26 protein-coding genes are annotated in these 25,950 nt (G+C 65.6%); 6 read left to right on the forward strand and 20 right to left on the reverse strand.

All coding sequences use genetic code 11. From position 1 onward, the window contains the following. Nucleotides 1-131: 131 nt before the first annotated feature. Together U1F38_RS09890 and U1F38_RS09895 are read left to right on the forward strand one after the other, a co-directional pair. Nucleotides 132-1,670 carry a hypothetical protein gene (locus U1F38_RS09890; protein ID WP_409986893.1) on the forward strand — a complete coding sequence of 513 codons (1,539 nt, stop codon included), beginning with the start codon at nt 132-134 and terminating at the stop codon, nt 1,668-1,670. A gap of 187 nt (nt 1,671-1,857) precedes the next feature. Next, nucleotides 1,858-2,241 (forward strand): hypothetical protein, encoded by a 384-nt coding sequence (locus U1F38_RS09895; protein WP_409986894.1) that lies wholly within the window; start codon nt 1,858-1,860, stop codon nt 2,239-2,241. 96 nt (nt 2,242-2,337) lie between these two features. Here the strand turns inward: U1F38_RS09895 and U1F38_RS09900 are convergent, their stop codons facing one another. Together U1F38_RS09900 and holA are read right to left on the reverse strand one after the other, a co-directional pair. Next, on the reverse strand, nt 2,338-3,654 hold the full coding sequence (locus U1F38_RS09900) for a glutamate-5-semialdehyde dehydrogenase (RefSeq protein ID WP_409986895.1): 1,317 nt from the start codon (nt 3,652-3,654) through the stop codon (nt 2,338-2,340). A gap of 37 nt (nt 3,655-3,691) precedes the next feature. Continuing rightward, nucleotides 3,692-4,747, reverse strand: a complete 1,056-nt coding sequence (gene holA, locus U1F38_RS09905; protein WP_409986896.1) for a DNA polymerase III subunit delta — start codon at nt 4,745-4,747, stop codon at nt 3,692-3,694. A gap of 135 nt (nt 4,748-4,882) precedes the next feature. Between holA and U1F38_RS09910 the strand changes: the two genes are divergently transcribed. Both U1F38_RS09910 and U1F38_RS09915 read left to right on the forward strand, forming a co-directional pair. Beyond that, nucleotides 4,883-5,158, forward strand: coding sequence for a YlcI/YnfO family protein (locus U1F38_RS09910; RefSeq protein WP_409986897.1), 276 nt, complete (start codon nt 4,883-4,885; stop codon nt 5,156-5,158). A 22-nt stretch (nt 5,159-5,180) separates the two neighbouring features. After that, nucleotides 5,181-5,492, forward strand: a complete 312-nt coding sequence (locus U1F38_RS09915) for a type II toxin-antitoxin system RelE/ParE family toxin (RefSeq protein WP_409986898.1) — start codon at nt 5,181-5,183, stop codon at nt 5,490-5,492. Between the two features lie 153 nt (nt 5,493-5,645). Here U1F38_RS09915 and U1F38_RS09920 read toward each other — a convergent pair whose 3' ends face one another. The 12 genes from U1F38_RS09920 to U1F38_RS09975 form a co-directional block, all read right to left on the reverse strand. Beyond that, the gene (locus U1F38_RS09920) at nt 5,646-6,329 is read right to left on the reverse strand and encodes a hypothetical protein (protein WP_409986899.1); all 684 of its coding nucleotides are present in this window, start codon (nt 6,327-6,329) and stop codon (nt 5,646-5,648) included. Nucleotides 6,330-6,677: 348 nt separating this feature from the next. Then, the gene (locus U1F38_RS09925) at nt 6,678-7,124 is read right to left on the reverse strand and encodes a hypothetical protein (RefSeq protein WP_409986900.1); all 447 of its coding nucleotides are present in this window, start codon (nt 7,122-7,124) and stop codon (nt 6,678-6,680) included. Further along, nucleotides 7,121-8,260 carry a hypothetical protein gene (locus U1F38_RS09930; protein WP_409986901.1) on the reverse strand — a complete coding sequence of 380 codons (1,140 nt, stop codon included), beginning with the start codon at nt 8,258-8,260 and terminating at the stop codon, nt 7,121-7,123. The genes U1F38_RS09925 and U1F38_RS09930 overlap by 4 nt, the downstream gene beginning before the upstream one ends. Further along, nucleotides 8,214-9,518, reverse strand: a complete 1,305-nt coding sequence (locus U1F38_RS09935) for a DUF445 domain-containing protein (RefSeq protein ID WP_409986902.1) — start codon at nt 9,516-9,518, stop codon at nt 8,214-8,216. The genes U1F38_RS09930 and U1F38_RS09935 overlap by 47 nt, the downstream gene beginning before the upstream one ends. A gap of 137 nt (nt 9,519-9,655) precedes the next feature. Next, the gene (locus U1F38_RS09940) at nt 9,656-10,021 is read right to left on the reverse strand and encodes an SHOCT domain-containing protein (protein ID WP_409986903.1); all 366 of its coding nucleotides are present in this window, start codon (nt 10,019-10,021) and stop codon (nt 9,656-9,658) included. Between the two features lie 40 nt (nt 10,022-10,061). Further along, nucleotides 10,062-11,051 (reverse strand): helix-turn-helix transcriptional regulator, encoded by a 990-nt coding sequence (locus U1F38_RS09945; protein WP_409986904.1) that lies wholly within the window; start codon nt 11,049-11,051, stop codon nt 10,062-10,064. Nucleotides 11,052-11,300: 249 nt separating this feature from the next. Next, nucleotides 11,301-11,801 (reverse strand): LPS assembly lipoprotein LptE, encoded by a 501-nt coding sequence (gene lptE, locus U1F38_RS09950; RefSeq protein WP_409986905.1) that lies wholly within the window; start codon nt 11,799-11,801, stop codon nt 11,301-11,303. A gap of 174 nt (nt 11,802-11,975) precedes the next feature. Continuing rightward, nucleotides 11,976-14,681, reverse strand: a complete 2,706-nt coding sequence (gene leuS, locus U1F38_RS09955; protein WP_409986906.1) for a leucine--tRNA ligase — start codon at nt 14,679-14,681, stop codon at nt 11,976-11,978. Between the two features lie 109 nt (nt 14,682-14,790). Then, nucleotides 14,791-15,258, reverse strand: a complete 468-nt coding sequence (locus tag U1F38_RS09960) for an ExbD/TolR family protein (protein WP_409986907.1) — start codon at nt 15,256-15,258, stop codon at nt 14,791-14,793. Nucleotides 15,259-15,269: 11 nt separating this feature from the next. Further along, entirely contained in the window at nt 15,270-15,911 is a 642-nt protein-coding gene (locus U1F38_RS09965) for a MotA/TolQ/ExbB proton channel family protein (RefSeq protein ID WP_409986908.1), read from the reverse strand. Between the two features lie 6 nt (nt 15,912-15,917). Further along, nucleotides 15,918-16,739 carry a 4-hydroxy-tetrahydrodipicolinate reductase gene (gene dapB / locus U1F38_RS09970; protein ID WP_409986909.1) on the reverse strand — a complete coding sequence of 274 codons (822 nt, stop codon included), beginning with the start codon at nt 16,737-16,739 and terminating at the stop codon, nt 15,918-15,920. A 43-nt stretch (nt 16,740-16,782) separates the two neighbouring features. Further along, entirely contained in the window at nt 16,783-17,343 is a 561-nt protein-coding gene (locus U1F38_RS09975) for an outer membrane protein assembly factor BamE (RefSeq protein ID WP_409986910.1), read from the reverse strand. Nucleotides 17,344-17,416: 73 nt separating this feature from the next. Here U1F38_RS09975 and fur point away from each other — a divergent pair, with 73 nt between their 5' ends. Continuing rightward, nucleotides 17,417-17,872 (forward strand): ferric iron uptake transcriptional regulator, encoded by a 456-nt coding sequence (gene fur, locus U1F38_RS09980; protein WP_409986911.1) that lies wholly within the window; start codon nt 17,417-17,419, stop codon nt 17,870-17,872. Nucleotides 17,873-18,146: 274 nt separating this feature from the next. On the opposite strand, the gene hprK is transcribed toward fur, so the two are convergent. From hprK to hpf, 3 genes are all read right to left on the reverse strand, one after another. Then, nucleotides 18,147-19,103: an HPr(Ser) kinase/phosphatase gene (gene hprK, locus U1F38_RS09985; protein ID WP_409986912.1), complete on the reverse strand. Its 957-nt coding sequence runs from the start codon at nt 19,101-19,103 to the stop codon at nt 18,147-18,149. Between the two features lie 40 nt (nt 19,104-19,143). After that, the gene (locus tag U1F38_RS09990) at nt 19,144-19,611 is read right to left on the reverse strand and encodes a PTS sugar transporter subunit IIA (RefSeq protein WP_409986913.1); all 468 of its coding nucleotides are present in this window, start codon (nt 19,609-19,611) and stop codon (nt 19,144-19,146) included. A 160-nt stretch (nt 19,612-19,771) separates the two neighbouring features. Beyond that, nucleotides 19,772-20,101 carry a ribosome hibernation-promoting factor, HPF/YfiA family gene (gene hpf / locus U1F38_RS09995; protein ID WP_409986914.1) on the reverse strand — a complete coding sequence of 110 codons (330 nt, stop codon included), beginning with the start codon at nt 20,099-20,101 and terminating at the stop codon, nt 19,772-19,774. 317 nt (nt 20,102-20,418) lie between these two features. Between hpf and corA the strand changes: the two genes are divergently transcribed. Beyond that, nucleotides 20,419-21,405 carry a magnesium/cobalt transporter CorA gene (corA, locus tag U1F38_RS10000; RefSeq protein ID WP_409986915.1) on the forward strand — a complete coding sequence of 329 codons (987 nt, stop codon included), beginning with the start codon at nt 20,419-20,421 and terminating at the stop codon, nt 21,403-21,405. A gap of 205 nt (nt 21,406-21,610) precedes the next feature. Here corA and U1F38_RS10005 read toward each other — a convergent pair whose 3' ends face one another. The 3 genes from U1F38_RS10005 to U1F38_RS10015 form a co-directional block, all read right to left on the reverse strand. Next, nucleotides 21,611-22,366, reverse strand: coding sequence for a 5'-methylthioadenosine/adenosylhomocysteine nucleosidase (locus tag U1F38_RS10005; protein ID WP_409987022.1), 756 nt, complete (start codon nt 22,364-22,366; stop codon nt 21,611-21,613). Nucleotides 22,367-22,700: 334 nt separating this feature from the next. Next, nucleotides 22,701-24,374, reverse strand: a complete 1,674-nt coding sequence (locus U1F38_RS10010) for a long-chain-fatty-acid--CoA ligase (RefSeq protein ID WP_409986916.1) — start codon at nt 24,372-24,374, stop codon at nt 22,701-22,703. A 143-nt stretch (nt 24,375-24,517) separates the two neighbouring features. Further along, nucleotides 24,518-25,939, reverse strand: coding sequence for an NAD(P)(+) transhydrogenase (Re/Si-specific) subunit beta (locus tag U1F38_RS10015; RefSeq protein WP_409986917.1), 1,422 nt, complete (start codon nt 25,937-25,939; stop codon nt 24,518-24,520). Nucleotides 25,940-25,950: the final 11 nt, after the last annotated feature.

Consider the following 25,950-nt stretch of genomic DNA (forward strand, 5'->3'; position numbering starts at 1 on the left):
GAATGGCGCCATGGCCGCTGCGCCGTGACACTGGCTGAACCTGCCGGGCGGCAGGCCAGCGGGTGCACTCGAGCCGGCTCGATACGGAAGTGCCCGCCCCAGAAGTCCAACCCCCGATCGAGGAGAAAACCATGACCCGAGAACGAAACATGTGGATGCTCAGCGCCTTGTGTGCGGCGGCCGTGCTGACGCTGTCGGCCTGCGGCGGCGACGACGATGCGCCGGCGCCCGCGCCCGCCCCGGCGCCCGCGCCCGCCCCGGCGCCCGCGCCCGCCCCGGCACCCGCACCCGCACCCGCACCCCAAACAACCTTGCAAAAAGTTCAGGCGCTGCTTCTGGCCGAGCAGCAGCTGTGGGCGACCCAAACGCCCGCCACCGCCGACGCCCGCGCTGCGAACTGGGACGGTTGTTTTCTGGCGGACGGCGGCTCCAAGGCCACCGTGGCCAATGACTACGCCGAGGACGCCGCCGGGGCGATCGCCAGCCAGGCCTACCGGGTCGGCCTGCACTATGAAAACATCACCGTGCTGGCCGAGCGCAACAGCGCCAACGCCGACGGCACGGCGCGCCAGGAGGTGGACGTCAATTACGACATCGTCTATGCCGACGGCACGCGCTCGCTGGCGTCCAGCCGCGCGCCGATGACGATGATTGCCGGCAGCTCCAGCGGCACGCCCGGCTGCAGCACGCCCACCAACAAGCCCGATCTGCGCTTTTTTGGCAACCGGCGCATCGTCGATGCCAGCGTGCAGGCGCGCAACATCTACTACGCCACCAAGCGCATCACCGACGGCGCCGCCAACGGCGCCACCCTGCGGCGCGAGGTGCGCTTTGTCGTGAGCGACCCGGGCAAAGTCGCCACCTACGTGGTGGTGCGCGGGCCTGGGCCCAAGGGCGGCTCGGGGGCCGATTTTTCACTGCTGATGCTCTCGCCCCGGTTGATGCGCGATGCGCCGGCCATGCAAGGCTTGCTGGGCTCAGGCAATTACAAGGACAACGACAACTTCCGTATGTGCCTTGGCGACGACACGAGCAAGGTCCCCGATCAAGCCTACGCGGCCTGCGCCAGCAAGGGCACGGGGGGAGACTCCTGGGGCTGGAGCGTGGCGGCCGGTGCAAGCGCCCCTGAGGTTGCCGGTGCCGATGCATCGTTTGCCGCCTGGGGCTTCCAGGCCGGTGGCACCTACACCTTCGAGGTGTATGGCGACGACGGCTGGGCCACCAAGGGCGGCAGCGTGGGCAAAACGCCCCTGGCCAGCTACCAGGTCACGCTGCCGCGCCTGCCCTACAGCTTTGCCGACATGACGGCGGCGCCGGCAGCCTTCAGCGTGGTCACCAGCTCGCTGGCGTTGGCCGACGTGGCCAGCGCCTTCAAGGGCGCGGGCGGCAGCACCACCCTCAGCTGGACGGCGGCCAAGCCCCCGGCGGGTGGTCTGCCCTTGGCGTTGGGCTCGGTCTGGGCGCACGATCAGGGCCCCAAGCAGGGCGCAGCCAACTACCCGCGCGTGCGCCAGACCGTGTCCTACTACCCCGGCGCCAGCGCCACCAGCGCCACCGTGGCCTTGCCAGGCGTTCTCGCCGGCGCCGCTTCAACCGTGTATGGCGAGTACGCCACGAGCTACACCGACCGCAATCGCGGCGCCGTGGCGACCATCGTGCGTTTTCAGTAGGCAGGCTGATGGCCGGTGGGCGCCGGGAGCGCCCACGCGACCAAGCCCGATTACCAGTACCGCTTTGCCCAGTCGCTGCGGCTCAACGGTGCGGCCTGGTCGGCGTTCAAGACCCAGCTGGGCCTGTAAACCCCAGGCGCCGCGGGCATGCCCGCGGCGCCGCCTTTCAACCTGAAGGAGCGTTCCCATGAAAGCCATTGCCCTGCCCCTGCTGGCCGCCGCGGCCGTCTTGGCCGCTTGCGCCTCCGGGCCGCCGCCCGCCACAGACTTTCCGCCCGGCGCCCGCGCCCCGGCGACCGGCGAGATCACGTCGCTGCTGCGCGGCAAGTCGTTCACCCTGGTCAACCCCAATGGCAGCACCACGCGGGTCGATCATGCCGACGATGCCAGCGGCTCCCTGGTGGCCTACTTCGGCGGCCGCTCCGACAGCGGCACCTGGCGCGCCGAGGACGGGCGCGTGTGCTACCAGTTCAAGACCATTCCCTCGGCGTGCAACGACCTGCGCGTGGCGGGCAACGACGTGTACCTCAAGCGCAGCAACGGCCAGGTCGTGCAACTGGTGCCTCGCTGACGGGCTTCAGCCACAACAACCACGTCTTCAAGGGAGTTTTCGCCGGCGCCGCAAGGGGCCGGCTTTTTTTGTCTTTGCCGGGCCATCGCGACGACGTCAGCCCCGCACCTCGCCCTCGCCCAGCACCACCCACTTCAGCGAGGTCAGCCCCTCGATGCCCACCGGCCCGCGCGCGTGAAACTTGTCGGTGCTGATGCCGATCTCGGCCCCCAGGCCGAACTCGAAGCCGTCGGCAAAGCGCGTGCTGGCGTTGACCATCACGCTGGCCGAATCGACCTCGCGCAAGAAGCGCTGGGCGTGGCGGTGGTCGGTGGTCAGGATGGCGTCGGTGTGGTGGCTGCCGTAGTGGTTGATGTGGGCGATCGCCTCGTCCAGGCCCGCCACCACCTTGATGCTGATGATGGGCGCCAGGTATTCCTCGTACCAGTCCGACTCTTGCGCGGGCTTCAGCAATGCTTCGAAATCAATAGCTGCTGGCGCTTGATTGACAGGCGCTGCAAACCGATTTTGTTTGAGAATCGCCAGCGCCTCGGGGTCGCAGCGCATCTCCACCCCCTTGGCGGCGAACACGGCGCCGATGCGCGGCAGAAAGGCTTGGGCCACGCCGCGCGCCACCAGCAGGCTTTCGGTGGCGTTGCAGGGGCTGTATTTTTGCGTCTTGGCGTTGTCCACCACGGTGACGGCCAAGTCCAGGTCGCAGGGCTCGTCGACGTAGCTGTGGCAGTTGCCGTCCAGGTGCTTGATGACGGGCACCTTGGCCTCGCGGCTGATGCGCTCGATCAGGCCCCGCCCGCCGCGCGGGATGACGACGTCGACGAACTCGGGCATGGTGATCAGCAGGCCGACGGCGGCGCGGTCGGTGGTGGGCACCAACTGCACCGCCGCGGGCGGCAGGCCGGCCGCTTCGAGCGCCTGCTGCACCAGGGCGGCCAGCGCGCGGTTGGACTCGATGGCCTCGCTGCCGCCGCGCAGGATGGCGGCGTTGGCGCTCTTGATCGACAGGCTGGCGGCTTCGATGGTGACGTTGGGGCGGCTTTCGTAAATCATGCCGAACACGCCGATGGGCACGCGCATCTGCCCCACGCGGATGCCGCTGGGCTGCTGCCGCAGGCCCACGACGTCGCCGATCAGGTCGGGCATGGCGGCCAGCTGCTCGCAGCCCTGGGCGCAGGTCTCGATGATGGGCGGCGTGAGCTTGAGGCGGTCGCGCATCGGCGCGCTCAGCTCCCCGGCGCGCGCCAGGTCGCGCGCGTTGGCGGCCTGCAGCGGCTCGACGTGGGCGCGCAGCAGGCGCGCCAGCTCGCGCAGCGCCTGGTTGCGCACGGCGGCCGGCGCGCGCGCCATGGCGCGCGAGGCGTCGCGGGCCTGGCGGCCCAGGGCTTGCATGGTGAGGGAGACATCGGGCGCGTTCATGCCCCGATTGTCCCAAAAGATGGCGCCGAACGCCGGTTCAGCGCGCCGGCGCGCAGGCGCCGGTCAGGCTTTGCGCCAGTCGCTGCAGCGCCTGCCAGGGGTCTTGCGGCCAGCCGGGGTGCTGCAGGCCCTTGACGATGCCGTCCACGCGCCAGGCGGCCTCCAGCAGGGCGTCGAGCTGGCGTTCGCGCAGCAGCGGCAGCACGCGCTCGAACAGGCGTTCGCGCAGGCCCCACACGCGCTCGCTGCGCAGCGCCAGCGGCAGCGGTTTGCCGGCCGCCATGGCGTCCTGGATGCGCTTGAGCGCGCGAATGTCCTCGGCCAGCGCGTAGTGCACCAGCACCGGCGCCTCGCCCTCGGCCTGCAGGCCGTCGATCATGCGCTGCACGCGCTCGCGCCGGCCGGCCAGCACGGCCTCGGACAGCTTGAACACGTCGTAGCGCGCCACGTTGGTGACGGCGGCCGCCACCTGCTCCAGCGTCAGCTCGCCGGCCGGGTGCAGCAGGCCCAGCTTGCTGATTTCCTGGTGCGCGGCCAGCAGGTTGCCTTCCACCTGGTCGGCAAAAAACTGCAGCGTGAGCTGCCCCGCCTCGCCCGCCTGCACGCGCTGGCCCTGCGCGGCCAGGCGCTGGGCGATCCAGGCCGGCAGCTGCGCGCGCTCGATGGTGTCGATCTGAATCGCCACGCCGGCGCCTTCCAGCGCGGCAAACCAGGCCGAGCTGCGCGTGGCCTTGTCCAGCCGCGGCAGCAGCACCAGGCTCAGCACCGCGTCGTTGCCCGCCGCCTGCTGGGCGATCTGCTGCAGCGCCGCGCTGCCGTCCTTGCCCGGCTTGCCCGAGGGCACGCGGATCTCGACGATCTGCTTGTCGGCAAACAGGCTCAGGCTGCCGCCAGCGGCCAGCACGGCGCTCCAGTCGTAGTTGGCACCCGCCACGGTGAAGCTGCTGCGCTCGGTGTAGCCCTGGGCGCGCGCGGCGGCGCGGATGGCGTCCGCCGCCTCCTGCGCCAGCAGCGCCTCGTCGCCGTGCAGGACGTACAGCGGGCGCAGGGTTTTCTGTAGGTGGGCGGGCAGTTGGGTAGGGCTCAGTTGCATGTCAATGTCCCGCTGCGCGGGCGGCTTCCTCTGCGAAGTCGGCATGGCGAACACGGCCTTGGCGATGCGCGAAGCGACTTGGATTGTGAGGGGTGGTCAAAATCGGTTGCATAGCAATTGCACTACACTGAAGCCATGAAAACCGCCCAACTGCCCCCGGTGCGCGTCGCCCCCGCCGTGCGGGCACAAATCGAAGCCGTGCTGCAAGCAGGCGAAACGCTGTCGCAGTTCGTCGAGCAGGCCGCCGTGCAGGCCGCGCAGCGCCGCCAAGCTCAGCAGGCGTTTGTGGCGCGTGGCCGCGCGGCGCTGGCGCGGGCAAAGGAAACGGGTGTGCTGCACGATGCCGACGATGCCTTGGCCGCCATGCAGGCGCGGATGAGTGACCGCGTGGCCGCGCTGCGGCGGCGATGAGCCTCCGCACCGAGACCGCACCGTGAGCTATGTCGTGCGTCTGACGCCCGAGGCGCTGGACGACCTGCAACGGCTGGAAGACTTTCTCATCGAGTCCGCCCTGGCCCATGGAGATTTCGACCTGCCTGCTCGCGCGACGGCCGCCATCCAGCGCGAATTTCGCATCCTGGCGCGCAACCCCTTCACCTGCCGCATCGCCTTCGACGACCGGCTGGAGCGCGAACTGGTGATCCCGTTCGGCGCCTCGGGCTATGTGGCGCTGTTCCACATCGTCAGCGACACGGAAGTGATCGTGTCGGCCATCCGCCATCAGCGCGAGGACGACTATCACTGATGCCCCAGCTTCAGGAGCATGGGGCAGCTCGTTTCCCTATTCCGATTAGCGTGGCGAGCCGAGTAGCGAGGAGCCTCAGACGCCGGGCATGAGGGCCAGCGGTAGCCCAAGCGACCCATCGAACTCCACCGTCAGTGCACCCCGCCACGGCATTCAACTCTTCACTACGGGATAGAACGGCCGCCCCTCGAACCGTGCCGGACAGTCCATCATTACCCCCAGCATCACCGGCAGCACCCGCGCCAGCAGCGCCCGGCCATCACGCACCTGGGCCCGGTTGACCGAACTGTTCCACGTCGCGCCGCCGTGCATCAACTGATTGCGCAGCGTGTAAAGGCGCACGAACACCTCGTACAGCACGCGCTCCGTGTCCTGCTGCGCCAGTGCGCGGTGCACGCGCTGGCGCGCATCGTCGAATGCCTCGCGCCAATGGCCGGGAATGCTGCCGTCGCTTCGCGGGTTGTTCAGCGCGTCCCAGAACGGCTGGAAGACGTACTGGTTGTCCAGCAGCAGGCGAACCGGACCCGGAAACACCTGCCACACCAGCGCGGAAAGGGCTTTGGTTTTGTCCAGCGCGCAGATTTCCGCCATGAAATTGCGAAACGCCTGCCGCTCCGACGTGCCGCTTGCGCCATCGCCCAAATCCTGCGCGTAGGCCGCGTTGAACGCGATCCACAGGCAGATAAATGCCACGTCGTCATCGTCGCCCGCCGTCTCGGCGCGCTGCAGCCAGCTCAGGGCGCGGTGCATGCGCAGGGTGAAAGGGTTGCGTTGCTGGGAGATTTGAGACTGGTAGCGTTTGGCGAGTGCGGCCACGGACGTTGTGTTGGAGAGCATGGTGCGTTTTCGGTCAGCGCTTGAGCCACTTTTTCAAGGCGTTGGCGACTTGGACCATAGCTGCCGGAACGGCTGCCGGCGTTGTGGTGAGTAGAGGCGCATGACCGCATTGGGGGCACGCATCGAAATGGTCGCGGCCCGGCACCAGTGCATCGCTCAATGGGGCGACTGTTTTGCTCCAGTTGCAGGCGGGGCATTGGTGGCGGCGCGGTGTGGGACGGATGGGCAAAATTTACCTCAAGGAAAAGCGGGTGAATACGGTGCCATTCTTGAGCCGTCAATCTGACGCAGCCGCCAGTTTTGCTATGACATAGATCAAGCCATGAAAATTCGCGTAGATGTTCCCTATCATTTCAATCGTAGAACAAAGTCTTTCTTGGAGAGTTGTTCGCGCATATCGGCTACATCCTTGAATGGCGAGCTTTGTATGGTTTTGACCATTCCTTCCATCACGATATGCAATGCCTCCACATTGCCACTCTCAAGCGCCTTGTCCATGGCTCGAATTTGTGCCTGCAATCCTGTCTTGCGCAGCTCAAAAGCCTCCGAAAGCGCCTGCTGGATGACATCGCGGTGCGCGCGAATTTGTTCAAGGGTCGCATCACGATCCGCTAAGATAGCCACTCGTTTAGTTTTCTCCTGTTCACGCAACTTCTGATAGTCCGAACGTGCCTGGTACATGCGCCCAAGACCATCCACCAGCGATGGGCCTGGGATCTGCTTCATAGTCTGTTTTACTCCATTGCTGACAACGTTGCGTGCTACCACATCCACAATTTCGTATTTTTTCGTCATACAGCCTCCATTAGTTGTTGCATTTCGTCGATGAGTGTTCCACTTTTCTTGGTCAGCTCTCCTCGCTTGTTGAGAATCTCAATTTTGGTCACACGATACAGAGCAGACCCTAAGGCAACCATCATATTGAAGCTGTTCTGATCTTTGTCGGAGAGCTTCGCATATTCGATCTTGCGTGCAACGAGGTTGGCAGGAATTGGTTTTCCAGCGTTTACATAGCGTGCCTCGCGCTCGCGCCGCACGCGGCCCAACATTCGCGAGACACGGCTGGCCGCAGCCTGAAAACGCTCATCGAGCGTTTGTAGAATCCACGCAACTTCCCTTGCACGCTGGTCGATGGCGTCCAGCGCGACACTCGCATTCCTGAGCTGTTCCGCCGCCTCATCCAGTTGGGCTGAATGGGCGCGAGCTTGGGTTAGCGCCTCTTCGGACTTACCTGCAGCAAGGTAGCCCATCACCAGCAAGACGGGGCCCGCCACTGCACCACCAAGAATGGCCGTCCCGCCTGCCATGCCCAGCCCGCCTGATGCAAGTGAACCACCACCTAGCCACGCCAGCGTCGCGTTGGTGGCAGCCGCGCCAGAGAGACCGGAGATGGCAGCACCCGTAGACGCAACGCCGAACGTGCCAACCGTCTGCCCGAGGCCGGCTCCCACCAAGGCTCCGGTTACAGCGCTTTGAATCCCATGTTTCAAGAATTCCGTAGCCTCGTACGTTGCCACTTCAATATCTTTGCTGGGGACAACTTCGATGGGAACCTCATAACCATCTACTTCGATCACGTCAAATTCACTTGCGGCGATCTGATCTACTAGGCGCGCGAACTTTGAGAGACTTTTGCTACCGACCTGCAAGCGCTGCATACCCAACGCTTCAAGCTCGCAACTGACCTCTTCGCGGCGAGATTCAAGCGCCTGCGCAGCATCACGCCATTCGCGCCCTGAATTATTTATCCATTGCTCAGCAGTTGAAAAATTCTGCTTGGCATCCCAAGCCTTCTTGAGTCCCGTCGCCGCCGAGGCCAGTGCGCCGGCGCCAAGCACTACGGGAATTAATGGCAGTACCATAAAAGTATCTCCTGAAGTAAAGTTAATAAGTTCTAACACCTGCGATAAATTGCATGGCTTCAATGCCATGAGAGATTAGAAATAGCAGCAATCCGATGCAACCCCCAACGACAGTACCACTGATACGGATGTATTGTAGATCCGGGCCGATGCTCAACTCGATCTGATGTGACAGATCTTCTGCATCCCACTTCCGCACGGTGTCACTAATATGATGTGTCAGAAAATTTGCAAATTGAGGTGCGGCAGCGCTTGAGAATGACTCGATGTGGTCATTGATGGATGCTCGTAACTTATCGTCCTGCATTAGCTTCCCCCCAAGCCAGCGGCCCATTTTTTCGACCTGCTGTTGCAGTTGTGAAGAACTTGTCTCTAAGTCGTTGGAAATCCAGTCGCGCAGGGTGGCCCACAGGCTGCGTGCATAGTCTGTTAGCTCTGGGTTATTTTGAATATAAGCTTTAATTTCATCGCCTTTGCTTTGGAACTTCTCATCCGTCTTGAGGTTTGCCACGAGTGTCCGCAATGCGCCATCGAAGAGCTTACGCAGATCGTGCGTCGGACTATTCGCCACTTCTTCGAGGAAGCGATTCAGCCCACTGCTTGCAGCCTCGGCCGCTTGATCTCCAATCCAATCGGTGGGTAACACCATCTGCTTCCACTTGTGCTCATCCTTTAACCAGGCGACCACCCGTTCGGCAACCTTATGGCGAAATGCGGGCTCGCGTAGCATATTTTTCACATAGGTCAATGCTGCATCAAGCAATTGTTGATGGCGCCCATCTTGAGTCAGCATCTCCAGCACGGCGCCTAGAGCTTTCGAGAAATCCAGTTTGCCCAGTAGGGTTCGCGTCACATCGCTTATGAACAGTTGAATACGCCGATCATCTACCAGATCAAGCCAACCGCTCATCAAATCAGCGGTATGTCGGCCGATCCGTCGAGCGTTGTCAGGGTGAGCTAACCAGCCGGCAAAGCGTTGAGCGGGATCGCTACGCCTTATTAACTGGGTGAGAATTTGAGGATTGAGGAATTTTTCACGTACAAAATTCGCTAAATTGTCCGAGATTCGATCTTTGCTATTCGGAATGATGGCGGTATGCGGTATCCGTAACCCCAGTGGATGTCGGAACAAAGCGACTACTGCGAACCAATCGGCTAGACTTCCGACCATCGCAGCCTCAGCGCCGGCCTTAAAAAAACGCACGGAAAATGTGGGGGGCAGGATGGAGGTACCGATGAAGATCAGCGTTGCCACTGCCAGGCAGCCCAGTGCCAGGTACTGCTTTCGCCGCAGATCTGCTTCGCTGCCAGTGCTTTTTTTTGCCATAGTGTGTATTTTTTTCGGTAGTCGCGAACAAGGATAGCGATAAGTCCGCCGATTTTTAGCCAGGGAGTTTTTGGAAGGCGAATATTGATCTATAAGAATCTATGCTGCCACATTACTGGGCGAATCTGGGTGCGACCTCAATTGATAGTGGTTAGCAATGCTTGTTTGATGTTTTCAAACTCTGTCTGGGTCAACGCGCCTTGCTGGTACAGCGAAAATATTTCCCGCAGTTCATCAATGCTGCGTTGAACGGGCGATGCCTCGGTGGTTTTGGATGCGCCCGTTTCTGATTGGGGTGCTCCTCGCCTCAAAGTTGGTTCATCGGCGGTTTTTGCCGTGGCAGGCGCGAGCGGAGAGGCCAAAGGCCTTTCGTCGGTCGAGTGGTCGCGCGCGCTTCTGGTCAGGTGTGCAAACCCGCGCACGAAGACTTGCACCCCAGCCGAAATCCCATACAGCACACAGCCAATGGCAAACAGCACCAGCAGAATGAAAATGAGTTGCATGGTTCGTAATCCTTGACTCAATGAATGCCGAAACGGCGGCTCAGTGCTTGCCCCACCGCTCCAGCGCCTGCTTCAGCCCATCCACCAGCGCCTCTTGCCACGCTTGCGGCTGGATGATGCGCACATTCGGCAGCCAGTACCGCACCACGGGAAGCAGTTGGTTGATGTGGTTGATGTGGGCGGTGACGAGCAGCGAGCCGTCGCTGTCCGCCCGATGCTGCTGTCGGGGCAATAGCGGGCGGCGTTCGAAGTAGTGGGCCACTGCGGGCGCCACGCGCAGCAGCACTTCGGTGGTGCTTTCGGTGAACCACACGTCGTCCTTGCCGTTGATGTAGTCCTGGTGCGCTTGCTTGGGGGCGAAGCGGGTGGCTTCATCCACTTGCAGCGCTTCGATCAGCTTGACGCTGAAGTTCTTCAGGCGGCCTGCTTCTTCCGCCGCCAGGTACCACGTGCCGTTCTTGTGAATCAGCCGGTAGGGCTGAGCGTGGCGGGGCTTGTCTTTGTAGACAAAACGGCATTCGTGGTGTTGCTCGACGGCGGCTTGTAGTTGGGCGAAGAGCAGGTTTTGAGCGCGCAGGTCTTCGTGCGGCGTGGGCTGAACTTGGGTGGCGCGGCGGGGCTCTGGGGTTTCCAGTTGCTCCAGCAGGTAGGGTAGGCTGGGGTTGGGGAAAAGGTGTTCGGTTCCGGTCAGCCGTGCATAGTCGTGCAGACGCTGGGCCGGGATGGTGCTGCGGTGGCGGTGGGCAAGTTGCCATTGCCCTTTGGGGCTGCGCTCGGCGATGCCGCGCAGGCGCTCGCCCAGGTCACGCTCGATGGTCCGCACGTCCACGCCAAAATCGTCCGCCAGCCGATGCTTGTCGATGGCATCGCCCTGGTGCAGCAGGGCCAGGATGTGAGACAGGCGCTGGGCCAGTTTCTCTCCCTTGCTGCCGGTGTGGCGGGGGGCGACGGTGGCGGTCATGGATAGCGGTGTGCAGTGGCGACGGAGAGACTGTAAGAAGGCGGCGCGACAGGTGATGTCGTAGTGCACGCCCAAAGCCACTGTAACGTATTGTTTTAGTTGTTTCGGTTATTCCGCCTCAATTTGCTGCACCCATGCGGCAAATTTGACACAAGGGGTCACACCTTCGCTCGTGCGATGCGGTCGTGCGGGCGGCGGGGCAATGCCAGCGCAAGTTGCGCACAGGGCGCGGACGCAGCCAATCCGACTTGGTCGTGCGGGCCCCCATCCCAGCCTTCCCCCAGCGGCGGAAGGAGCAGGGCGTGCAGGGTTGCGGTATCAGAGCTTGACGGTGGCCAGCCGCCGCATCACCTGCTGCACGATGTCGCTTTGCATGTTCTGATAGAGCATCAGCGCCTCCTGCTCCTTGGACAGGGCGGCCGTCTCGCTGTAGCTCTGGTCGATCTGCCGCATGATCTCGGTGGACGGCAGCAACTCGCGCCCGGCGGGCGTGCGCACCTTGAAGGTGAAACGCATGCGCAGCTGGTACTCGGTCACCTGGCCGGCGGAGGTGCGGCTGACCACGATGCGCTCGCGCTGCTCGCCGGCGCTCTCCAGCACCACGTCGGCCTTGCTTTTGCGGGCGGCGTCGGTGATGACTTCGATCTGGCCGGTGCCTTCGAGCTGGCGGCGCAGCTCCAGGCCCAGGCCGGAGCCGATGGGCAAGGCCAGGTCGATGCTGTGAAAGCCGAACGTGGGAGCCTTGCGCAGCGCAAAGCCGCAGCCGGCCAGGACCAGCGGCGCGGCGGCCAGCAGCAGGGTGCGGCGTTGGTTGTTCATGGAATCACGACGTCGCTTGTCACCCGCTGCAGACGAATCCCGCAGAATCGTGTGGCCGCGGAGCAGGCCAGGCCAGCAATCGCCGTGGAAGGGCTGGGCCCGCTCACAGGCGATGCCCCCTCAAGGGGTTGGGCGGAACAACGCGCAGCGAGTGGAGACGGGGGGCGAGCCATGTCAACCGACCACGATGTTGACCAGGCGCCCGGGCACCACCACCACCTTGCGCACCGTGGCGCCTTCGCCGAACTTGGCAAAGGCTTCGCTGGCCAGCGCGGCCTGCTCGATGGATTTTTGCGAGGCGCCGGCGGGCACGCGGATGGCGCCACGCAGCTTGCCATTGACTTGCAGCACCAGCTCGATCTCGTCCTGCTCCAGCGCCCTGGCGTCGACCTGGGGCCAGGGTGCGTCCAGCAGGTCGCCGTGCAGCGCGGCAAAGCCGAGCTGTTGCCACAGCTGATGGGCGATGTGCGGCGTGACGGGGTAGAGCACGCGCAGCAGGATGGAAAAGCCCTCGGCCAGCGCCGCCTGGTCGCCGGGCGTGCCCTCGCTCTTGAAGGCCTCCAGCGCATTGAGCATCTTCATGCCGCCCGAGACCACGGTGTTGTACTGCAGGCGCTGGTAGTCGTGCTCGACCTGGCCCAGCACGGTGTGGATCTCGTGGCGCAGGGCCTTGGCGGCCTTGCCCAGTTCCAAGCCTTTTTGGCCATTGGCGCCCACCCCTTGTGCGCTGGCAGCTATGCCTTCAATAGCATTGACCTTAGCGCCGAAGTTCCACACCCGGCGCAGAAAGCGGTAGCTGCCCTCGACGGCGGCGTCGTTCCACTCCAGCGTCAGCTCGGGCGGCGCGGTGAACATGGTGTACAGGCGAGCGGTGTCGGCGCCGTATTTTTCGATCAGGTGCTGCGGATCGACGCCGTTGTTCTTGGACTTGGACATGGTGCCCACGCCTTCGTAGTCGATCGGCGTGCCCACCGGCAGCCGGCCGTCGCCGCTCTCGGCCGGGTTCTTCAGCCTGGCGCCGACGATCTTGCCGGCCTCGTCGGTGACGTTTTCCACGTCGGCGGGCCAGAAGTAGTCCTTGCCGCCCTTGGCCGTGCGCCGGCTGTAGATGTGGTTGAGCACCATGCCCTGCGTCAACAGGCGCGTGAAGGGCTCGTCCACCGTCACCAGGTCCAGGTCGCGCATCACCTTGGTCCAGAAGCGCGCGTACAGCAGATGCAGGATGGCGTGCTCGATGCCACCGATGTACTGGTCCATCGGCATCCAGTGGCGGGTGCCACCGGCCACCATGGCCTCGCTGTTGCTCGGGTCGCAATAGCGCATGAAGTACCAGGACGAATCCACGAAGGTGTCCATGGTGTCGGTCTCGCGCCGCGCCGGCTTGCCGCAGCAGGGGCAGGCCACCTGCAGAAAGGCTTCGCACTTGTTCAGGGGGTTGCCGCTGCCGTCGGGCACCAGGTCCTGCGGCAGCACCACGGGCAGGTCCTTTTCGGGCACCGGCACCGCGCCGCAGTCCGCGCAGTGGATGATGGGGATCGGCGTGCCCCAGTAGCGCTGGCGCGAGATGCCCCAGTCGCGCAGGCGCCAGGTCACTTTCTTTTCGCCCAGGCCCCTTTGTTCCAGCGCCTCGGCCACGGCGTCGACCGCGTCCGCGTACTCCAGGCCGCTGAAGACGTCGGAGTTGATGGTCACGCCCTGCTTCTTGTCGGCATACCAGTCCTGCCAGCGCGTGTCGTCGTATTCCTGTCCGTCCACGTGCACCACCTGCTGGATCGGCAGGTAGTACTTCAGGGCAAAGGCAAAGTCGCGCTCGTCGTGCGCGGGCACGCCCATGACGGCGCCGTCGCCGTAGCTCATCAGCACGTAGTTGCCCACCCACAGGGGCACGGGCTCGTCGGTGAGCGGGTGCGTCACGCTCAATCCCGTGGGCATGCCTTCCTTCTCCTTGGCCGCCAGTTCGGCCTCGGTGGTGCCGCCCTGCTTGCATTTCTCAATGAAGGCAGCCAACGTGGGGTTGCCTTGCGCGGCGTGCGCGGCCAGCGGGTGCTCGGGCGCCACGGCGCAAAACGTGACGCCCATGATGGTGTCGGCGCGGGTGGTGAAGACGTACATCTTGCCCCCCTGGATCGGCTGGCCGTCCGCGCCCCGGATGTCGTGCGTGAAGGCAAAGCGCACGCCCGCGCTCTTGCCGATCCAGTTTTCCTGCATCAGGCGCACGCGCTCGGGCCAGCCGGTCAGCGTGGCCTTGGGGTTGCCGATCTGCACGTGGTCCAGCAGCTCCTGCGCGTAGTCGGTGATCTTGAGGTAGTAGCCCGGGATCTCGCGCTTTTCAACCACCGCGCCGGTGCGCCAGCCCTTGCCGTCGATCACCTGCTCGTTGGCCAGCACGGTCTGGTCCACCGGGTCCCAGTTGACGACCTGGGTCTTGCGGTAGGCGATGCCCTTTTCCAGCATTTTCAGGAACAGCCACTGGTTCCACTTGTAGTAGCTGGCGTCGCAGGTGGCCACCTCGCGGCTCCAGTCGATGGCCAGGCCCATGGCCTGCATCTGCGCCTTCATGTAGGCGATGTTGTCGTAGGTCCACTTGGCGGGCGGCACCTTGTTTTTCAGCGCCGCGTTCTCGGCCGGCAGGCCGAAGGCGTCCCAGCCCATGGGCATGAGCACGTTGAAGCCCTTCATGCGCAGCTGGCGCGCCAGCATGTCGTTGATGGTGTAGTTGCGCACGTGGCCCATGTGCAGCTTGCCGCTGGGGTAGGGCAGCATGGAGCAGGCGTAGTACTTGGGCTTGTCCGCGTCCTCGCTGACGCGGTAGGCGTCGGCCGCGCGCCACTGGGCCTGCGCGGCGGCTTCGACCGCCGAATGCTGGTAAGAGTCTTGCATGGGCAAATTGTAGGCGGCTCTCGGCCGCCCAGGAACTATCAAAATAATAGCTTTCAGCGCTTGATGGGTGGGCGCTTTAGCCTTGAAACTCTTGTAATCGGCAGCGCCCTCAGCGCGTGGTGCCGGCCGCTGGCGCAGGGGCGGTGCCGGGCGGTTGGGCGGCGGCGGGCGCCTCGGCCACGAAGCCGATGCGGTTCAGGCCTGCCTTTTGCGCCTCGCCCATCACCTCGACCACGCGGCCGTAGGGCACGCCCTGGTCGGCGCGCAGCTGCACCTCGGTGTCGGGGTTGTCCAGCTTGGCCTGCTGCAGGGCGACGGACAGCTCGGGCTGGCTGACCGGCTTGTCGTTGAAGAAGGCCTGGCCGGACTTGTCCACCGCCACGGTGACGAAGGTGGGCGGATCGCCCGGCTTGGCGCCCTCGGTCTTGGGCAAGTCCAGCCGGATCGAGCTGGCCAGCAGCGGCGCGGTGAGGATGAAGATGACCACCAGCACCAGCATCACGTCCACCATGGGCGTGACGTTGATGTCGTACATGGGCTCGCTGCCCTTGGTGCGCTCCAGCCTTCCGAATGCCATTTCCGAATCCTTCAGGTCGCGTGCGAGAACAGCTCTCGCAAGTCGCGCGCAAAGCCTTCCAGCTCCGCCTCGATGGCGCCGATGGCGCGGCCAAACCCGTTGTAGGCCAGCACGGCCGGAATGGCCACGGCCAGGCCGGCGGCCGTCATGATCAGCGACTCGCCCACCGGGCCGGCCACGCGCTCGATCGAGATCTGCCCCGAGCCGGCGATGCCGATCAGCGCGTGGTAGATGCCCCACACGGTGCCCAAGAGGCCAATGAAGGGCGCAATGGAGCCGGTGGTGGCCAGCAGCACCTGGCCGAACTGCAGGCGGCCCATGACGGTGTGCAACGCGCCGCGCAGCGTGCGGGTGAGTTGCTGCGCGCGGTCGCCCGCGCCGGCCAGCGTGCCGTCGTCCGTTTGCCGGGTGGCCTGCACCAGCGGCAGCACCAGGGCGCCGCGGTCGAGCTGTCGGATCTGTTCGGCGGCGGCGTCCACCGAAGGCGCCTGCCAGAACGCGGCCACGCCGCGCGCCACGTCGCCGCCGGCACGCCGCAGGACCCAGGCTTTCCAGAGGATGACGACCCAGCTGGCGATCGACATCAGCAGCAGCAGCAGCGCCACGGCCTTGCCGATGGCGTCGCTTTGCGAAAAAATTTGTTGCAGGTTCATGGGGGATCAGCGCAGATTCAGCACGTCAAACATGTCGTACAGGCCGCTGTTTTTGCTTGCCAGAAAGCGCACCGCGCGCAGGCTGCCCTGCGCGTAGCCGGCGCGGCTGGTGGACTTGTGGGCGATCTCGATGCGCTCGCCGGTGCCGGCGAACAGCACGGTGTGCTCGCCCACGATGTCGCCGCCGCGCACGGTGGCAAAGCCGATGCTGCCCTCCTTGCGCTCGCCGGTGTGGCCGTAGCGCTCGTATACGGCGCGATCGGCCAGGCGCGTGCCCTGCGCCTGGGCGATCACCTCGCCCATCTGCAGCGCCGTACCCGAGGGCGCATCGACCTTGTGGCGGTGGTGCGCCTCGATGATCTCGATGTCATAGCCGCTGGCCAGCGCCTTGGCGGCCAGCTCCAGCAGCTTCATCGTGACGTTGACGCCCACGCTCATGTTGGGTGCCAGCACGATGGGAATGTCCTGGGCGGCGGCGGCAATCTGGGCCTTCTGGGCGTCGGAAAAGCCGGTGGTGCCGATCACCATGCCCACCTTGGCCGTGCGGCAGGCGGCCAGGTGCGCCAGCGTGGCCTCGGGCCGGGTGAAGTCGATCAGGCACTGCGCGCTGGCCAGCCCGGCGGCCAGATCGGCCGTGACGACCACGCCGCTGGCCCAGCCGGCAAAGGCACCGGCGTCCTGGCCCAGCGTAGGGCTGTCCGCCCGGTCGAGCGCGCCGGCCAGTTGGCAGTCGTCGGCGGCGCGCACGGCCTCGATCAGCATGTGACCCATGCGACCGGTGGCGCCGGCCACGGCAATGCGGTGAGGGGTGGAGGCAGCGGTCGTCATGAGGATTGCGGATTCGGGGCCGCAAGGGCGCGGCCGGAAACAGTCAGCGCGCCGGCTCGAGGGGCGGGTAACTGCCCGCGGGCGTCGCCGGCGTGTCGGTCTGGGCGGGCGCGGCGGCCGAGGCGCCGGCGGCGGGGAACTTGGCCAGCTGCTCTTCGGTGGCCTCCAGCGGCGGCACCTTGTAGGTCTTGTCGCGGCCGATGCGCTGCACGAACTCGTTTTCGCTGGGCATCTCGTCGCCCTCGAAGTGGTCCAGCGCGTCGCCGTTGAAGAACAGGGTCAGGCGGTACTGCTGCGGCTTGACGCCCTGGCGCGCGATGGTGAACACGTAGTCCCAGCGGTCGTTGTGGAACAGGCTGGTCATCAGCGGCGTGCCCAGCAGGTCGCGCACCTGCACGCGGGTCATGCCCGGTTGCAGCTCGGCCACCTGCTCCTTGGACACGAAGTTGCCTTGCACCACCTCGGGCTTGTACAGGGTCAGCGTATCGGCCATGCCCCGCGTGGCGTCATTGAAGGCGCCGCAGCCGCCCAGGCCGGCCAGCAGCGCGGCGACAAGCACCGCCCGGCCGGCGGCGCGGGCGTGGATGGAGGACGTCAGGGGCATCGATCGGGATTCATGCGCAATTCGATCGGGCATTGTAGCGGCGCGCCTGGCCGCACGCGGGTATGCTGGCGCCATGGACGACACGCTCAACGAACTCAAGAACACGGGCCTGAAGGCGACGCTGCCGCGCCTGAAGATTCTGGAGATCTTCCAGAAGTCGGATCAGCGCCACCTGTCCGCCGAGGACATCTACCGCCTGCTGGTGGCCGAACACTCCGACATCGGCCTGGCCACGGTATATCGGGTGCTGACGCAGTTCGAGCAGGCGGGGCTGCTGAGCCGCCAGCATTTCGAGGCCGGCAAGGCCGTGTACGAGCTGCACGACGAGCAGCACCACGACCACCTGGTGTGCCTGGACTGCGGCCACGTGGAGGAGTTCTACGACGCCGAGATCGAAAAGCGCCAGAGCGCCATTGCCAAGTCCCGGGGCTTTACCCTGGCCGACCACGCGCTGAGCCTGTACGCGCACTGCGACAAGGCGGTGTGCCCGCACCGGGGCAGCGCGCCGGCGCGCCGTATGCCAGGGTGAGGGGCGAGTCAACGCCATTCTGGTGACGTCGTTTGCCGCGCATCACCAGCGGCGCATCAAAATCAATGAGCCAGAAGGCCGCGCAGCAGGCCATGTCCGTGATCGCCGCGGCCGGGGTCTCCCCGGCGGCTGGCGAGCCTTGCAGGCCGCGCCGGGCCAGTGGCCCGGCCCCTCGCCAGCCAACAAAAGGTCCACCGGACCTTTTGTGCGCAGGCTCGGCCCCCTGCAAGGGGGTGGGCGAAACATCGCGCAGCGAGTGGAGACTGGGGGTGTCTCAATTGCCCTGGTTTTTTTCCATGGCCTGGCGGTGGCGGTTGACGAATTCCTGGTAGGTGTCGATGCCGCGCAGCTGCAGGATGTGGTTGCGCACCGCCGCCTCCACCAGCACGGCGATGTTGCGCCCGGCGACCACCGGGATGACGGCCTTCTGGATCGGCACGCCGATCACGTCCTGCGTGAGCGGCTCGTAGGGCAGGCGCTCGTAGTCGCGCTCCATGGTCTCGCGCCGCACCAGGTGCACGATCAGGCGCAGCCGCATGCGCCGGCGCACGGCGGTCTCGCCGAAGATGGCGCGGATGTCCAGCAGGCCGATGCCGCGCACCTCCAGCAGGTTTTGCAGCAGCTCGGGGCAGCGCCCCTCGATGGTGGTCTGGTTGATGCGAAACAGGTCCACCGCGTCGTCGGCCACCAGGCCGCCCCCGCGCGAGATCAGCTCCAGCCCCAGCTCGCTCTTGCCCAGGCCCGACTCGCCGGTGATCAGCACACCCAGGCCCAGGATGTCCATGAACACGCCGTGCATGGTGGTGCGGTCGGCAAAGTGCTTGGACAGGTAGGTGCGCAGCACGTCGATGACGAAGGCGGGGGATTCGGCGGTGGCAAACAGCGGGATCTGCGCGCGCTCGCACAGGGTGACCAGCGCGTCGGGCGCCTGCTGGCCCTCGCACAGCACCAGCACCGGCGGCTCCAGCGTGACGATGCGCGAGACGCGCCGCGCCGCGTCCGCGGACGAGCATTCGCTGAGGTAGCGCACCTCGCGTTCGCCCAGGATTTGCAGGCGGTAGGGGTGGATGTAGTTCAGGTAGCCCACCAGGTCGGCGCCCGAGCGCGCCTGGCGCACCGCCACTTCGTCGAAGCGCCGCTCCGACGCGCCCTGGCCGGCCACCCACTGCCAGCGCAGCGTCGAGCGGTGGTCCTCGAACAGCACGTCCGCGCTGATGACGGTGGGTTTCATGCCGCCAGGATGAGGGTGTGTCGCCGGGGTGGAGCGGCGATCAGCCGCCCTGGGCGGATTGCCAGTCGGCGATCAGGGCGTGCAGCTGCTCGGCCGTGGGCGCGCTCTTGATGCGCTCGCGCAGGCTGGCGTCGGACAGCAGCTCGGCGATCTCGGAGAGGATCTCCAGATGCTTTTGCGTGGCCGCCTCGGGCACCAGCAAAAAGATCAGCAGGCCCACGGGCTGCTCGTCGGGAGCGTCGAAGCCGATCGCCTGGCGCAGTTGCAGCACGGCAGCCATGGGCGCCTTCAGGCCCTTGATGCGCCCGTGCGGAATGGCCACGCCATGGCCCAGGCCGGTGGAGCCCAGGCGCTCGCGCGCGAACAGGCTGTCGGCGATCAGCGCGCGCGACAGGCCGTGCAGGTTCTCGAACAGCAGGCCGGCTTCTTCAAACGCGCGTTTCTTGCTGGTGACATCGACGCCCACCAGCACCTGCGACGCGGGAAGTATGGATGCGAGACGGTTCATGGGTCAAAGCGCGATTATGGGCTGAACTGGCGGCGCCCGAACGTGCACCTCCCGGGCGACGTCGGCGGCTCCATGAAAGCAGAGGACCGAAAAGAAAGCCGCCCGTACGGCGGGGCGGCTGAAAAGTGGAGTCGATCGCAGATGTGTTTTTTTGCGAATATTACATCAGATGCTTGCCCGCCACCCGATCGACGGTTTGGCGCTTGTCCTTGTCGCGCACCAACTGACGATCGAGCTTGTCCACCAGCTCATCGACGGCGGCATACAGATCCTCGTGCGCGCTCTCGGCGTGAAGCTCGCCGCCCTTGACCTTGATGTTGCATTCCGCGCGTTGGCGCCGGTCCTTTTCCTTGAGGTTGTCCACCGACAGCAAAACCCGGACGTCCATCACCTGCTCGAAATGCCGCGTGATCCGATCCAGCTTGTCCGACACGTAGCCGCGCAACGCCGGGGTCACTTCCAGATGATGTCCGCTGATCGTCAAGTTCATATCCAATCTCCTTGCTTGCGGGGGCGCCGGGGGTCTGCACGACCGGCCGGCCGCCGTGGTCACAGGCACGAGGGCAAGTCAAAAAACCGTCATCGTGCAGGCACATGATGCCCTCGTTCCGGGCCGGCCGCAATCGGTCGCCATGGGGGCGGGCAGTGACATAATCGCCGGATCGCCAACTTGTTTTTGAATGCGCGCCGTGGAACCTTCCGCCCCGCGGTAGCTTTCGCCTCCCGTGAACGCGCTGGCGCAGGGGGGCCGAAAGCCCGCCCCCCCTTCATCCGCCAGACGCTTGCCCATGCCGCAGGGAGTGCTTCATGTTGAACGTTTTCACGCTGTCCAACGGCCGCTTGTTTCAGGAAGAAATCGAGTCGCTGGAGGAGCTCTCGCGCTTTCGCCCGATCTGGGTTGACCTGGAAGAGCCCACGCCGGACGAGAAGCGCTGGGTCAAGCAGTATTTCGGCCTGTCGATTCCCGACGACGCGATGGCCGAGGACATCGAGGAGTCGGCGCGCTTTTATGCCGAGGACAACGGCGAGTTGCACATCCGCAGCGACTTTCTGGTGGCCGACCCGGACGACCCGCACCAGGTGCGCGTGGCCTTCATCCTCAACACCGTCAACGAGCAGCTGCGCAGCCAGGGCGTGCTGTTTTCCATCCACGACGAGACGGTGCCGGCGTTTCGCCTGCTGCGCATGCGTGCGCGGCGCATGCCGGGCCTGCTGACCGACGCCAAGGAGGTGCTGCTCAAGCTGCTGGACGCCGACGCCGAGTACTGCGCCGACACGCTGGAGGGCATCTACGACGACCTGGAGACGGCCGGCAAGAAGGTGCTGTCGGACAACGTGAGCGACGAGCTGGCCAGCGAGGTGCTGGCCGCCATCGCGCGCCAGGAGGACATGAACGGGCGCATCCGCCGCAACGTGATGGACACGCGCCGCGCCGTCAGCTTTCTGATGCGCAGCAAGATGCTGGACGCCGAGCAGTTCGAGGAGGCGCGCCAGATCCAGCGCGACCTCGATTCGCTGGACAGCCACACCACCTTTTTGTTCGACAAGATCAACTTCCTGATGGACGCCACGGTGGGTTTCATCAACATCAACCAGAACAAGATCATCAAGATCTTCTCGGTGGCCAGCGTGGCGCTGTTGCCGCCCACCCTGATCGCCAGCATCTACGGCATGAACTTTCGCAACATGCCCGAGCTGGAGCACCCCTGGGGCTACCCGTTCGCAATCGTGCTGATGATGGCCAGTGCGCTGGTGCCGATGTGGTACTTCCGGCGGCGCGGCTGGTTGAAGTAGCTCCCCCTGCGGCGCTGACGCGCCATCCCCCTGAGGGGGACGCACGCACTGGCCGGGGGGACCCCGGCCCGGCGTGCACTGGGTTGGCCTGCTCCGCGGCCATTCGAGTTTGGCACCCTCGCCCTCCGGGAGAGGGTGAGGGCTGGCGGGATTGGGCCAAATCGACCGCTTGCGCAGATGCAGCAAGCGTGAGCAGCTATAAAAATTATAGTTTCTGGAAATAGGCTTCCAGCACCGCCGCGCTGACCGGGCTGGCCACCTGCCGCACGAACCGGCTGAAGTCGAGGTGCGCGCTGTCGTCGGCGCGGTCGGAAATGGTGCGCACGGCGGCAAACGGGATGCCGTAGTCGTGGCAGACCTGGGCCACGGCGGCGCCTTCCATCTCCACGGCCAGCGCGTCGGGCAACTCGCGGCGCAGGGCGGCGCTCTCAAGGGCGGTGGCGACGAAGCGGTCGCCGGTGACGACCAGGCCCTGGTGCAGGCGGGCCGTGTGCAGCAGCGCAAGTTCGCGTGCCACCGCGGTGCCCCATGCGGCTTCGGGCTGCGCCAGCACGGTTTGTGCGGCGTGGGCCAGCGCGTCCGACAGCGCCGCGTCGGCGGCAAAGCGGGCCCGGCCATACAGCGGCACCTCGTGGCGCGGGAACAGGGGCGAGGCGTCCATGTCGTGCTGCAACAGCTCGCGCGCCAGCACGATGTCGCCCACCCGCACGCCCGCGGCCAGCCCGCCGGCGACGCCGGTGAACACGATGCGGTCGACGCCAAAGCGCTCGATCAACACCGTGGCGGTGGTCGCGGCCGCCACCTTGCCCACCCGCGCCAGCACGGCCACCAGCGCGTGCCCGTGCCAGTGACCGCACCAGAAGTCGCGCCCGGCGACCGATTCACGCTGCTCGTCGGGCAGGCGCTGCAGCACGGCCGCCAGTTCCTCGTGCAGTGCGCTGATGATGCCGATGCGGGGCAATTGGGTCACTCTTGGTGCCAGACGTCGTTGGCGTGGCATGAAGCCCAAAGAGCCGGGCGGCCGCGGAGCCGGCCACGCCAGCGATCGCCGTGGCCGGGGTCTCCCCGGTCACTGGCGAGCCTTGCAGGCCGCGCCGGGCCAGTGTCCCGGCCCCTCGCCAGCCAAAAAAAGGTCCACCGGACCTTTTGTGCGCAGGCTCGGCCCCCTGGAGGGGGCTGAGGTCTGCGGCTCCAGACCTGCCTGCGCAGGTCTGGACAGGCCGAAGGGCCGCCGCCTCTGGCGGCGAGCACCGGGCGCAACATCGCGCAGCGAGTGGAGCAACGGGGGTGGGTCATCATTTGTCGCGCAACTCGCGCCGCAGCACCTTGCCCACGGGCGTCTTGGGCAGGTCGGTGCGGAACTCGACGATGCGCGGCTGCTTGTAACCCGTCAGGTTTTCGCGGCAATAGGCGCGCACGGCGTCCTCGGTCAGGCTGGGGTCCTTCTTGACCAGCACCAGCTTGATGGCCTCGCCGGTCTTCGCGTCGGGCACGCCCACCGCGGCCACCTCCAGCACGCCGGGCATGGCGGCCACCACGTCTTCCAGCTCGTTGGGGTAGACGTTGAAGCCGCTCACCAGAATCATGTCCTTCTTGCGGTCCACGATCTTGGTGTAGCCGTGCTCGTCCATCACGCCGATGTCGCCGCTCTTGAAGAAGCCGTCCTCGGTCATGACCTTGGCCGTCTCGTCGGGGCGCTGCCAGTAGCCGGCCATCACCTGCGGGCCCTTGATGGCGATCTCGCCGGGCTGGCCCAGCGGCACTTCGGCGCCGTTGTCGTCCAGGATCTTGATGAAGGTGCTGGGCAGCGGCAGGCCGATGGTGCCAGTAAAGGCTTTGGACGTGACCGGGTTGCAGGTGGCCGAGGGGCTGGTCTCCGACAGGCCGTAGCCCTCGCAGATCGGACAGCCGGTCTTGTCCAGCCACAGCTTGGCCACGGCGCCCTGCACCGCCATGCCGCCGCCCACCGACACCTTCAGGTTCTTCCAGTTGACGGTGCCGAAGTCAGGGTGGTTGGCCAGGCCGTTGAACAGCGTGTTGACGGCCGGAAAGCTGTGAAACGTCTCCTTGGCCAGGTCCTTGAACACCGAGGGCAGATCGCGCGGGTTGGGAATCAGGATCAGCAGGCCGCCGGTGCGCAGCGACAGCATCATGCCCACGGTGAACGCGAAGATGTGATAGAGCGGCAGCGCGCACACGCTGGCGGGCTGCTGGCCGGTCGGGATGCTCTTCATCACCGGGTCGTTCCAGGCCTCGGACTGCAGCACGTTGGCGATCAGGTTGCGGTGCAGCAGCGTGGCGCCCTTGCTGACGCCGGTGGTGCCGCCGGTGTATTGCAGCACGGCCACGTCGTCGGGGCCCACGGGCACAGGCTGGAACGCGCTGGCGCGGCCCTTGGCCACCGCGTCGTTGAAACGCACGGCGCCGGGCATGTCGAAGGCGGGCACCAGCTTCTTGACCTTGCGCACCACGTAGTTGACCAGCGTGCCCTTGAGCCAGCCCAGTCGGTCGCCCATCGAGGCCAGCACCACGTGCTTGACCGGCGTGCTGGCGATGCACTGCGCCAGCGTGGCGGCGAAGTTCTCGATGATGACGATGGCCTTGGCGCCCGAGTCCTTGAGCTGGTGCTCCAGCTCGCGCGCGGTGTACAGCGGATTGACGTTGACCACCACGAAGCCGGCGCGCAGCACCGCGGCCACGGCGGCGGGGTATTGCGGCACGTTGGGCATCATCAGCGCCACGCGGTCGCCCTTGGCCAGGCCCAGGCCCTGCAGGTAGGCGGCCAGCGCGCGGCTTTGCTGGTCGGTCTCGGCGTAGCTGACACTGTGCCCCATGAAGCGATAGGCCGTGCGGTCGGCGTATTTCTTGAAGCTCTCCTCGATCAGCGCCACCAGCGATGGGTATTGCGTGGCGTCGATGTCCGCCGGGACGCCCTGCGGGTAGCCGCTCAGCCAGATGCGATCCGTCATGCCTGAAATCCTCCGTCGATGCGATTGAAAGAATGGGTCTGCAACGTATTGTGACCGGTGGCGGTCTCGGCGCTGCCGGCCGGCCGGCGCACAAAAAAAAGCGAGGCCCAGCGCGCCTCGCCCGATGCGGGTGCCCGCTCCGCCTACTCGATGGCCTTGGTGATTTCCTCGACCACCTTCTTGGCGTCGCCGAACACCATCATGGTTTTGTCCATGTAGAACAGCTCGTTGTCCAGGCCCGCGTAACCCGCCGCCATGGAGCGCTTGTTGACGATCACCGTCTTGGCCTTGTAGGCCTCCAGGATCGGCATGCCGTAGATGGGGCTGCCCTTTTGCAGCGCGGCGGGGTTGACCACGTCGTTGGCGCCCAGGATCATCGCCACGTCGGCTTGGCCGAACTCGCCGTTGACGTCGTCCATCTCGAACACCTGGTCGTAGGGCACCTCGGCCTCGGCCAGCAGCACGTTCATGTGGCCGGGCATGCGGCCGGCCACGGGGTGGATGGCGTACTTGACGTCGATGCCCTTGGCCGTCAGCTTGGCGACCATCTCCTTGACCGCGTGCTGCGCGCGCGCCACCGCCAGGCCGTAGCCGGGCACGATGATGATGCTGTCGGCGTTGCTCAGCATGAAGGCCACGTCGTCGGGGCTGCCGCTCTTGACCGGGCGTTGCTCCTGCTTGCCGCCGGCGGTGGCCGCCTCGCCGCCGAAGCCGCCCAGGATCACGCTCAAAAACGCCCGGTTCATCGCCTTGCACATGATGAAGGACAGGATGGCGCCCGAGCTGCCCACCAGCGAGCCGGCAATGATCAGCATGCTGTTGTTGAGCGAAAAGCCGATGCCCGCCGCCGCCCAGCCCGAGTAGCTGTTGAGCATGGAGATGACCACGGGCATGTCGGCGCCGCCGATCGGGATGATCAGCGTCACGCCGATGACGAAGCCCAGCAGGCACACCAGCGCGAAATCCCAGTTGCTTTGCGAGTGCCAGAAGCCGAAGATGAAGAAGATCGCCGCCAGGCCCAGCAGCAGGTTCAGCCAGTGCTGGCCGGCAAACTGCACCGGCGCGCCCTGGAACAGCCGGAACTTGCTCTTGCCCGACAGCTTGCCCCAGGCGATGACCGAGCCGCTGAAGGTGACGGCGCCGATGAAGGCGCCCAGCGCCAGCTCGATGCGGTTGCCGCCCGGAATGGCCTCGCCCGCCTGCGCCACGATGCCCAGCGCGTGCGGCTCCAGCACGGTGGCCGCGGCGATGCACACCGCCGCCAGGCCGATCATGCTGTGGAAGAACGCGATCAACTCGGGCATCTGGGTCATCTCGACCGTCTTGGCGCGCCAGGCGCCGTAGGCGCCGCCGATCACCAGGCCCAGCAGCACCCAGGCCAGGCCCAGGGCCGAGCCGGCAATCTGCACGATCAGCGCGGCCGTGGTCAGCACGGCGATGGCCATGCCGACCATGCCGAACAGGTTGCCCCGGATCGAGCTGGTGGGATGCGAGAGGCCCTTCAAGGCCTGGATGAAGCAGACGCTGGCGATCAGGTACAGCAGGGTGACAAGGTTCATGCTCATGCCATCTGCTC

The organism is Ottowia sp., assembly GCF_046348305.1.
Classification (GTDB): Bacteria; Pseudomonadota; Gammaproteobacteria; order Burkholderiales; family Burkholderiaceae_C; genus Ottowia.